4 protein-coding genes are annotated in these 11866 nt (G+C 45.3%); all 4 read left to right on the top strand.

The window, feature by feature from the left end; translation table 11 throughout:
- The first annotated feature begins 74 nt into the window (after positions 1-74).
- Positions 75-7934 carry a bacillomycin D non-ribosomal peptide synthetase BamC gene (bamC, locus tag U2H13_RS09625; protein ID WP_376700791.1) on the top strand — a complete coding sequence of 2620 codons (7860 nt, stop codon included), beginning with the start codon at positions 75-77 and terminating at the stop codon, positions 7932-7934.
- A 170-nt stretch (positions 7935-8104) separates the two neighbouring features.
- Complete coding sequence (locus U2H13_RS09620) at positions 8105-9643, top strand: glycoside hydrolase family 43 protein (protein WP_233662561.1); 1539 nt, start codon at positions 8105-8107, stop codon at positions 9641-9643.
- Between the two features lie 61 nt (positions 9644-9704).
- Positions 9705-10976 (top strand): glycoside hydrolase family 30 beta sandwich domain-containing protein, encoded by a 1272-nt coding sequence (locus U2H13_RS09615; protein WP_121984449.1) that lies wholly within the window; start codon positions 9705-9707, stop codon positions 10974-10976.
- A gap of 143 nt (positions 10977-11119) precedes the next feature.
- Positions 11120-11866 carry a response regulator transcription factor gene (locus U2H13_RS09610; RefSeq protein WP_376700790.1) on the top strand — a complete coding sequence of 249 codons (747 nt, stop codon included), beginning with the start codon at positions 11120-11122 and terminating at the stop codon, positions 11864-11866.

Raw genomic sequence — 11866 nt, 5'->3', positions numbered from 1 at the left:
GTACCGGCTGTCCCCGGCATGGTGTTTTTACGAGGACAGCCATCAGCCGGCTAAAACTTACTGGAGGGATATTAATGTCAGAATTTAAGCAACAGGAGTTGTTCTGGAGCAGCATGTTCGATGCGGAAGATCGTCCCAGTGCAATCCCTTCGTTTCAAATGTCGGACTCAACAATAGAGCACGATGCGCCGAGTGCACCCAACCGTATTCACAGTTCATTGAGCTCCGATGTATCCCTGCGCATCATGAAGATGACGAATAAATCGCCAATGGCCGTTTATATGGTTCTCCTGGTCGGAATCGAGTGTCTTTTGTACAAATATACGGGGGAAGAGGGCGTTATTGTAGGTGTTCCGACCTTTGAAGACGAAACCGATGAAGACCTTCGTTTAGATCAAGTCATGTTAATCAAACAAAACATAAATGCGGATGGCACGTTTAAATCCATATTTAATGAATTTAAACATACGCTGAACGGAGCCATCTTACATCAGCACGTTCCTTTCGATAAAATGGCCGGTCCATTAAATCTGAACTACGATTCAAATCATTTGCCAATGATCCACACGATCGTATCACTAGATCAGCTTCACCCCATTCGTTTTATAGAAACGGCCGCTGCTGATACGTTATTTCAGTTTTCCATAGAAAATGATTTGATTCATTTAAAGTTAACTTATAATGAACAAGCTTATGATCTCCAGTATATGATGCAAGTGATCGAACATGTAAACCGGATTTTTTCGATCTTGTTATTCCAACCCGACCTTATGATCCGCCAGCTTAATATTCTGTCAGACTCAGAGACAAATCAACTCATCGCCTATAATCAAACGGCTGCAGAGTATCCAAGAGAAAAAACGATTCATCAATTTTTGGAGGAACAAGCGGGACGTACCCCTGATCAAACGGCTGTTGTCTACGAGGATAGCCGTCTGACGTACCGTGAATTGAATGAAAGGGCGAATCAACTCGCTCGGACACTGCAATCTGAAGGCGTGCATCCGGATCAGCCGGTCGGGATTATGGCCGAACGCTCCCTGGATATGATTGTAGGGATCTTCGGGATCTTGAAAGCCGGCGGGGCGTATGTACCGATTGACCCGGGCTATCCCGAGGAACGGGTTCGATACATATTGGAGGATTCGGATACGAAGTTGTTACTCGTGCAGAATCAATCGCAAGAGAGAGTACCTTTTACGGGAAAAGTGCTGGATATGAAAGATCCGCAAAACTTTTGTGAAGACAGGTCGGATGTAGAGCCGGCTGCTGGTCCGGATCATCTGGCCTATGTTATTTATACATCGGGTTCAACGGGGAAGCCGAAAGGGGTTATGGTTGAGCACCGGTCGGTCATCAATCGGCTGGTGTGGATGCAGGAAAAATACCCTCTCGATGAGCGGGATGCGATTCTGCAAAAAACTGCGATCACCTTTGATGTATCAGTGTGGGAACTGTTCTGGTGGACGATGGCAGGTTCTAAACTGGTGCTGCTGCCAAGCGGAGGAGAAAAGAATCCCGAGCTGATTTTAGATACAATTGCACAAAAAGGTGTCAGCACAATGCATTTTGTACCGGCGATGCTGCATGCCTTCTTGGAATCCATGGATCAGAAGCCAACCGGGATGTTGAAACAAAAATTAGCGTCATTAAGACATGTGTTTGCAAGCGGTGAGGCTTTGAAGCCTGTACATGTCGCAGGCTTCAAACGCATCATCACGTCGGTGAGCCAGGCTCAAATCATCAACTTGTACGGACCGACTGAGGCAACAATTGATGTATCATACTTTGATTGCCAGACGGAAGAAACGTATGCATCGATTCCGATAGGCAAACCGATTTCCAACATTCAATTGTATATATTACATGCTGATTTGGAACATATGCAGCCGACCGGTGTGGCGGGAGAACTGTGTATAGCGGGCGATGGGCTTGCAAGGGGCTACTTGAATCGTCCCGAACTGACGGCCGAGAAGTTTGTAAACCATCCGATTGCAGCAGGAGAACGGATATACCGGACGGGAGACTTGGCAAGATGGCTGCCGGACGGCAATATCGAGTATTTGGGCCGGATTGATCACCAGGTGAAAATCCGAGGTTACCGCATTGAAATCGGCGAAGTCGAAGGCGCTTTTTTTCAGCTGCCGGCGATCAAAGAAGCCATCGTTATCGCCCGGGAAATCGATGGGGAAACATCCTTGTGCGCCTATTATACCGCACAACATGCTTTAACTGCAGGCGAACTCCGTGAAGAGCTGTCCCGGCAGCTTCCATCCTATATGATACCTGCGTATTTCGTTCAGCTGGAAGAGATGCCGCTTACTTTCAACGGGAAAATAGACCGTAAATCCCTTCCTTCTCCAAGAGAGAATCTTACAGGCATGAACTATGAAGCTCCTCGAACAGAACTGGAAAAAATACTGGCCGCGGTGTGGGAGTCGGTCTTAGGCTTAGAACGGGTCGGAATCTCAGATCATTTCTTCGAATTGGGGGGCGATTCCATTAAGTCGATTCAAGTGTCCTCAAGATTATACCAAGCCGGGTATAAGTTTGAAATCAAACACTTGTTTAAATACCCAACGATCTCCGAGCTTGTTCCATACGTAGAGCCGGTAACCCGAATCGCAGAACAAGGAGAAATTAAAGGCCGGGCGCTGCTGACACCGATTCAGCATTGGTTTTTTGACCTGAAATACCCGGAATTACACCATTATAATCAAGCGGTTATGCTTTATTGGAAAGAGGGACTGAATGAATCAAAGCTTCGGGACGTCATGAAGAAGATCACAGAGCATCACGATGCTTTGCGCATGGTCTATGTTCCGACAGAAGATGGATATGAAGCCCGAAATCGGGGGATCGAAGAAGGTGATCTGTTCAGCCTTGAAGTGATCTCATTACGCGAAGAAAAAAATGTGTCCCAGACGATAGAAACCATTTCCAATGAGATTCAGCAATCCATTCAATTAGCCGAAGGACCGCTCATGAAACTAGGATTGTTCCGGTGTCAAGAGGGAGATCATTTGCTGATTGCGGTTCATCATCTGGTCATCGACGGCGTATCGTGGAGGATTTTACTTGAGGATATAGCGGCAGCTTATGAGCAGCTCCAAAACGGCGAAGCGATCCGGCTTCCGAAGAAAACGGACTCTTACCTGTTATGGGCTGAACAGTTGAATCGTTATGCAGAAAGTCAGGAATTCGAAGCGGAAAATCAATACTGGTTCAGACAGAAACATAATCCGCAGCATACATTGCCAAAGGACAATGAACAGGAGATCGGTCTGGCCAAAGACCGGGAAACGGTCATCGTTCAATGGACCGTTGAGGAAACCGAACGTTTATTAAAAAACGCTCACCGGGCTTATTCGACCGATATGAATGATTTATTACTGACCGGTCTGGGAATTGCTATTCATCGTTGGACCGGACATGAAGACATTCTCATTGATCTTGAAGGACACGGCAGAGAGTCTATCATCCCGGATCTCGATATTTCGCGTACGGTGGGATGGTTCACAAGCCTATATCCGGTTTCGCTTCAAATCAAAGCTGATCAGGATATCCCTGGGCGGATTAAAACAGTGAAAGAAAATTTGCGTCAGATCCCCCAAAAAGGAATAGGTTACGGCCTGATCAAATATTTATCCGATCACCCGAAGGCACATGAATGGACCGGACATCCGGAAATACGTTTCAATTATTTGGGTCAATTTGATCAAGATGTCCGGAACGGCAAGATGGAGGTATCCCCTTACTCAAGCGGGAAAACAGCCAGTGACAACCGTCCCTTGACCTATACACTTGATATCAACGGCATGATTTCAGACGGCCGATTGTCGCTGGCCATCAGCTATTGCGGCAAACAATATCAGAGAGAAACAATGGAAGCCTGTGCCGATCTCTTAAAAAACAGCCTGCAGCAAGTCATCGCACATTGTGATGCTCAAGATCAAATTCACCTGACGCCAAGCGATATTTCGTTAAAAGGTATAACGATCGGTGAATTGGATCAATTTGTGCAGCAAACGAGTCATCTCGGTGACATTGAAAATATATACCCATTAACCCCGATGCAGAAAGGAATGTTGTTCCACAGCTTGATCGATTCGGCTTCCGAAGCTTACTTTGAACAAGCCGCTTTTGATCTGAAAGGATTCTTGGATATCGATGCATTCAGGATGAGTTTGGCGCATCTTGCCGAAAAATATGACATTCTTCGGACTCTTTTTTATACAGAATGGAAAGATCAGCCTTTACAGATTGTATTCCGGCAAAAGCCGATTGAAACGGCCGTTGAAGATATTCGCAGCATGAACAGTCACCAGCGCAGCGAGTTTATTGCCGATTTTGCAAGAAGAGATAAGGCGCGGGGATTCAATCTCACCCGGGATGCTTTAATGCGCGTATCGATCCTGCGGACAGAGGAAGACCAAGCGCGATTGATATGGAGCTTTCATCATATTTTAATGGACGGCTGGTGTTTGCCTCTTGTTACGAAAGAAGTGTTTGAAACCTATTATGCGATACTCGAGCAAAGGCAGCCGAAGCGGGGAACCGTCACTCCATACAGCCGATATATCGAATGGCTGGATCAACAAGACCACAAGCAGGCGTCAGCCTATTGGCGTAACTATTTAGAAGGTTATGAAGGGCAAACTGTTTTGTTACAAGAACAATCTTCCGGCCAAGCGAAAGGATACGAAAAAGGTGAGCATGAGTTTCGTTTAGGAAAGCGGCTCACAGACGAAATCAAACAGGCCGCAAGCCGCCAGCAAGTCACCGTCAATACATGGATACAAACCGCATGGGGCTTATTGCTGCAAAGATACAACGGGAGTCAGGATGTCGTCTTCGGCACGGTCGTATCCGGCAGACCGGCAGAAATTCCGGGAATTGAAACCATGGTCGGTTTATTTATCAATACTATTCCCGTACGTATTCATACGCAGCCTGAAATGACAGCTGCACAAGTATTGAAAATGAATCAGGAGCGGGCACTGGCTTCTCAAAAATATGATACATTTCCGCTGTATGACATTCAGGCTCAAACTGAGCAAAAGCAGCAGTTGATCAATCATATTATGGTATTTGAGAATTACCCGGTTGAGAAACAAATAGAACATATGAAGCAGGATGACAACGCATTAGACATTCTCGATTTTCATATGGAAGAACATACACATTACGATTTTACTTTTATCGTGATGCCGGATGGAGAAATTGACATTCGTTTTGTATACAATCGCGATGTTTATGATCAAGCAAGTGTCGAACGGATGCAGACGCATTTCATGCAAATTATGAAGCAAATGGCGGACGATCAGGAAATTCGCGTACAAGACCTTGATATCGTAACAGCGGATGAACGTTCGCTCCTGATAGACAAGTTCAACGATACGGCGGCGGAGTATCCAAAGGAAAAGACGATTCATCAATTGTTTGAAGAACAAGCGGAGCGAACGCCGGAGCACGTGGCGATTGTTTTTGAAGATAAGAAGCTGACGTATCGGGTAGTAAATGAACGCGCCAATCAGCTGGCCCGAACCTTGGTTGCCAAAGGACTTCAGGCCGAGGATCTTGTCGGCATTATGGCGGAACGTTCACCGGAGATGGTGATAGGCATCCTTGCTATTTTGAAAGCCGGGGGCGTTTACGTACCGATCGATCCGGATTATCCGAAAGAACGCATCCATTATATGCTTGAGGATTCTAACGTCTCTATCTTATTATTGCAGCATCATCTTCTGGAAGATACCGATTATCAAAGTCATACTGTCTTCCTTGACGATCCGTCATCATACGGCGCCGAAGCATCTAATCTCAATCTGAACGTGATGCCAAATCAATTAGCCTACGTTATTTATACATCAGGAACAACGGGGAATCCGAAAGGCACGCTCATTGAACATAAAAACGTGGTTCGTCTGTTATTTAACAACAAAAATGTTTTTGATTTTAACGCATCGGACACTTGGACTTTGTTTCATTCCTTCTGCTTTGATTTTTCAGTATGGGAAATGTACGGAGCGCTGCTGTATGGGGGCAAATTAGTGATTGTTCCAAAACAAATAGCAAAAAACCCGGAAAGGTATTTGCAATTGTTAAAATCGGAAGCTGTGACCATTTTAAATCAAACGCCGAGTTATTTCTATCAACTGATGCAGGAGGAGAGAGAAGATCCCGAATCCAATTTAAACATCCGAAAAATCATATTTGGCGGAGAGGCGTTAAATCCATCCTTCTTGAAAGACTGGAAGCTTAAATATCCTTTAACCCAATTAATCAATATGTACGGCATCACCGAAACCACCGTTCATGTCACATATAAAGAAATCACGGAACGGGAAATCGACGAGGGCAGAAGCAACATCGGACAACCTATTCCTACTCTGCAAGCGTATATTTTGGACGAATATCAGCGCATTCAGGTAATGGGCATACCGGGCGAGCTCTATGTGGCAGGAGAGGGACTGGCCAGAGGATATTTGAACCGCCCGGAATTAACGGCTGAGAAATTTGTTGAACACCCGTTTGCCGCAGGCGAAAAAATGTACAAAACGGGAGATGTCGCCCGGTGGCTGCCTGACGGCAATATCGAGTATTTGGGAAGAATTGATCATCAGGTGAAAATCCGGGGCTACCGGATTGAAATTGGCGAGGTCGAAGCGGCTTTATTGCAACTGGAATCTGTCAAAGAATCGGTCGTCATCGCGATTGAAGAAGAGGGCTCAAAGCAGCTGTGCGCCTACTTGTCAGGAGACGATTCATTAAATACGGCGCAGCTGAAGCGTCATTTACTGAACAAACTGCCCGCTTATATGATACCGGCTTACTTTGTACAAATGGAGAAGATGCCGATAACCGCAAATGGAAAAATCGATCGAAAAGCTTTGCCGGCTCCTGAGGGAAATAGGCTCACCGGAACCGAATACGAAGCGCCCGGAACGTTAATTGAAAAGCAGCTGGCCGAGATATGGAAGAACATTTTAGCACTCAGCGACCCGGGAATTAAAGATAACTTCTTTGACGTTGGCGGCCATTCGCTCAAAGTATTGCAAGTTATTCATCAAATCAACGACCGTATGGGAATCAAAATGCATTATCAAGCCGTATACGATTTTCCTACCATCGAAACAATGGCACGCGCCATTCAAGCGGCAGTTTTCGAGTCCAAGACGGATAACGTATTCGTCAAGATGAATCAGAACGGTTCAATCCCTGTGTTCTGTTTCCCGCCTTTAATCGGGTACGGGCTGGTCTATAATGAAATGGCGAAAAGACTTGACGGCCGCTGCACCGTCTATGCCGCTGATTTCCTAGAAGAGCCGTCTTACGAGCAAGAGATCGTTGACCGGTATGCAGAAAGCATGATAGGCATTCAGGAACAAGGGCCCTTTGTTTTACTCGGTTACTCCTCGGGATCGAATTTGGCTTTTGAGGTTGCCAAAGCCTTGGAGAAGCGCGGACGCATCGTATCGGACATTATGATGCTTGATTCTAAAAGAGCCGTTTCGGTGAATTATTTTTCGGAAGAGGAAACCGAAGAGATCATTCATCGGAATCTGGATATCATTCCGGATTATTATAGAGAATTATTAACCATTCCTTCCATTAAGGATAAAATCAGAAGCTATCTCACATATCACAATAAACTGATCAATTCCGGCGCGGTGAACGCCAACATTCATCATTTTCAATGCGGCGAGTTGACCGATAGAGGATGGACGCAATCAACCGCACAGCATTACCTTGAGTACAAATTAAAAGGAGACCATGTGACGATCTTTGACCCTCACAATATCGAAGAAAATACCGATGCAATTCGATCTATTATCAAAAGAATTGAAGAACGGCATCATCACGGACTTGTTCTTGAAGAACAACTGTCAATAGGATCGTTTGCCGGCGACACGAAGTTTGACAAAATGTAAATGATCCAGGGAAAAATGCCGCTGACTGCAATCGGCGGCATTTTTCATAAAAGAGGGTCAGATATTTGCAGCGTTTTCACTCTAAAAATCATTCATTTTACGCATTCTTCATGACCTGTTGTTATCATATTTTTTAAAAACCTAATATGCGGAAACAGGAGGATGTTAAGCTGATGAAAAAGTGCAGCGTATGTTTATTGATTCTTGCTTTATTATTGAGCTGTTTACCTGGGGAATATGCGAATGCGGTAAGCACTCCAATTGCAAAACATGCCGGGAATTCAAATCCGCTTATCGACCATCATCTGGGCGCAGATCCGTTTGCGCTGACCTATAACGGAAGAGTCTATATCTATATGTCAAGCGATGACTATGAATATAATAGCGACGGCACGATTAAGGATAATTCATTTGCCAATTTGAATAAAATATCCGTCATATCTTCAGCGGATATGGTGAACTGGACAGATCACGGAGCGATTCCCGCAGCGGGTGCCAATGGGGCGAATGGCGGCCGGGGGATTGCCAAATGGGCAGGAGCATCATGGGCCCCGTCAGCCGCGGTGAAAAAGATCAATGGTAAGGATAAATTTTTCCTTTATTTCGCAAACGGCGGCGGAGGTATCGGGGTTCTCACCGCAGACAGCCCGACCGGCCCATGGACAGATCCGATCGGAAAAGCGCTGGTAACGCCAAATACGCCAGGAATGTCCGGTGTTGTATGGCTTTTTGATCCGGCAGTATTCGTAGATGATGACGGTACCGGTTACCTATATGCCGGCGGAGGCGTTCCGGGCGGTTCAAATCCCGCACAGGGGCAATGGGCCAATCCTAAAACAGCAAGAGTCATGAAATTAGGGCCTGATATGACGAGTGTTGCCGGAAGTGCATCGACCATTGATGCGCCTTTTATGTTTGAAGATTCGGGAATGCATAAGTATAACGGAAAATATTACTATTCCTATTGTATCAATTTCGGGGGCGCTCACCCGGCCGATAAACCTCCAGGTGAGATCGGCTATATGACCAGCTCAAGTCCTATGGATTCTTTTTCGTATAGAGGGCACTTTCTGAAAAATCCGAGAGCATTTTTCGGAGGCGGCGGGAACAATCACCATGCTGTTTTCAATTTTAAAAACGAGTGGTATGTGGTGTATCATACTCAAACTGTCAGCTCCGCTCTTTACGGGGCCGGCAAAGGATACCGTTCTCCCCATATTAATAAGCTTGTGCATAATCCAGATGGCTCCCTGCAAGAGGTAGCGGCAAATTTTGCAGGTGTCAAACAGCTATCCAACTTGAATCCGTATCACCGGGTAGAAGCGGAAACGTTTGCCTGGAACGGACGGATTTTGACAGAGGCATCCTCAGCACCCGGCGGGCCGGTCAATAATCAACATGTCACAAACATTCATAACGGAGACTGGATTGCTGTTGGAAATGCAGACTTCGGGTCAGGCGGTGCCAAGACGTTCAAAGCAAATGTAGCGTCCGCTCTTGGCGGAAAAATAGAAGTGCGGCTAGACAGTGCAAACGGTAAGCTTGTCGGAACCTTGAATGTCCCTTCGACAGGCGGAACGCAATCCTGGAGAGAAATAGAAACTGCGGTAAGCGGCGCATCCGGTGTTCACAACGTATTCTTTGTATTTACCGGAACTGGTACAGGAAACTTGTTTAATGTTGATTACTGGCAGTTTACACAAAGATAAGCAAAGGGAGACAAAGGTACGTTTTCTTTGTCCATAAACGACATATGAAGGAGAGGGAAAAATGATGTCGAGCGTAAAAAAATCAATTTGTGTATTATTGGTATGTTTCACAATGCTGTCCGTCATGCTCTTAGGACCGGGAGTTACTGAAGTTTCAGCAGCAAGTGATGCAACAGTTAATATATCTGCAGATAGACAAGTGATTCGCGGTTTTGGAGGAATGAACCACCCGGCTTGGATTGGAGATTTGACTGCGCCTCAACGGGAGACCGCTTTTGGCAATGGACAGAATCAGTTAGGTTTTTCGGTCTTAAGAATTCATGTAGATGAAAATAGAAATAATTGGTACAAGGAAGTGGAGACTGCAAAGAGTGCGATCAAACATGGAGCAATCGTTTTTGCTTCCCCTTGGAATCCGCCAAACGATATGGTTGAGACTTTCAATCATAATGGTGACACATCAGCTAAGCGGCTGAGGAACGATAAGTACGCCGCATACGCGCAGCATCTTAACGATTTCGTTAATTTCATGAAGAGTAATGGTGTGAATCTGTATGCGATTTCTATGCAAAACGAACCTGATTACGCTCACGAATGGACATGGTGGACGCCCCAAGAAATCCTGCGTTTCATGAGAGAGAATGCCGGTTCGATTAATGCCCGTGTGATTGCGCCAGAATCATTTCAATACCTGAAAAATATATCGGACCCCATTTTGAACGATCCGCAGGCGCTTAGGAATATGGATATCCTCGGAACCCACCTGTACGGCACTCAGGTCAGCCAATTCCCTTATCCTCTTTTCAAACAAAAAGGAGGAGGGAAAGAGCTATGGATGACGGAGGTATACTATCCGAATAGTGACAACAATTCAGCGGATCGCTGGCCTGAAGCTTTAGGTGTTTCAGAGCATATTCATCATTCAATGGTAGAGGGAGATTTTCAAGCTTATGTGTGGTGGTACATCCGCAGATCATACGGCCCTATGAAAGAAGATGGGATGATCAGCAAACGCGGATACAATATGGCTCATTTCTCAAAATTTGTGCGCCCTGGCTATGTAAGGATTGATGCAACGAAAAATCCTGAACCGAATGTTTACGTGTCAGCCTATAAAGGAGACAATAAAGTCGTGATTGTTGCCATTAATAAAAATAACACAGGGGTCAACCAAAACTTTGTACTGCAGAATGGAACTGCTTCGCAAGTATCCAGATGGATCACGAGCAGCAGCAGCAATCTTCAATCTGGAACGGATCTCAAAGTAACGGACAATCATTTTTGGGCCCATCTTCCGGCTCAAAGCGTGACAACATTTGTTGTAAAGCGTTAAAGGCATCAGCATTGCAATAAGCCAATTTTCTTACTCGAAAAAGAAAATTGGCTTATTTTCTGTGGGAGAGAAGTGTTGATTTTTTTAACGATACACGGACATTGGGTATAATAATGACAATGACTTCAAGGAGTGATCAATATATGTCACGGCTTCACAGCAAAGTATTAATCATAGACGATGAAAAAGAAATTTTGGAACTGATCAAAACCGTATTAATAAGAGAAGGCATTGATCGCGTAGTGACCGCTTCGACTGCCCGTGACGGATTGGCTCAATTTCATCAAGAAAATCCCGATCTGGTGATATTGGATATCATGCTGCCAGACGGTGAAGGCTATGATATCTGCAAGCAAATAAGAGACATTTCACACGTTCCTATTATCTTTTTGTCTGCAAAGGGGGAGGAAACGGATAAAATTGTAGGACTTGCCATCGGCGGGGAGGAAACGGATAAAATTGTAGGACTTGCCATCGGCGGGGACGACTACATTACAAAACCCTTCAGCCCTAAGGAAGTTGCATATCGAGTCAAAGCGCAGCTGAGACGGGTCTCTTACTTACAGCCTTCTCAAACCGGAACCGTAATAAAAAAAGGGCCGTTTGAATTAAACCAACAACAAGCCGAGCTCACCAAAAATGGAGCGGCTATTGAGTTAACACCTAAAGAACTTATGCTTATGACCTATTTTCTGCAGCATCCCAATCGGGTGATCAGTAAAGAAACACTCTATCAAGCGGTATGGGGAGAAGATTTCTTCGGTTCTGACAACACGGTGATGGTTCATATACGCAGGCTCCGTGAGAAAATAGAAAACACCCCATCAAAACCAGACTTTCTCGTCACTGTGAAAGGGTTAGGCTACAAATTTGTTGTAAAGGATGCGTAA

It is taken from the genome of Bacillus sp. A1, from assembly GCF_042296235.1.
GTDB classification, from domain to species: domain Bacteria; phylum Bacillota; class Bacilli; order Bacillales; family Bacillaceae; genus Bacillus; species Bacillus velezensis.
The sequence above is the reverse complement of the archived record's forward strand: the minus strand, read 5'-3'. Positions and strand labels throughout refer to the sequence as shown.

Excerpts from the sequence above, each read along its gene's own strand:
- bamC (WP_376700791.1), top strand. The coding sequence starts at position 75 with ATGTCAGAATTTAAGCAACAGGAGTTGTTCTGGAGCAGCATGTTCGAT.
- U2H13_RS09615 (WP_121984449.1), top strand. The coding sequence starts at position 9,705 with ATGATGTCGAGCGTAAAAAAATCAATTTGTGTATTATTGGTATGTTTC.
- U2H13_RS09610 (WP_376700790.1), top strand. The coding sequence starts at position 11,120 with ATGTCACGGCTTCACAGCAAAGTATTAATCATAGACGATGAAAAAGAA.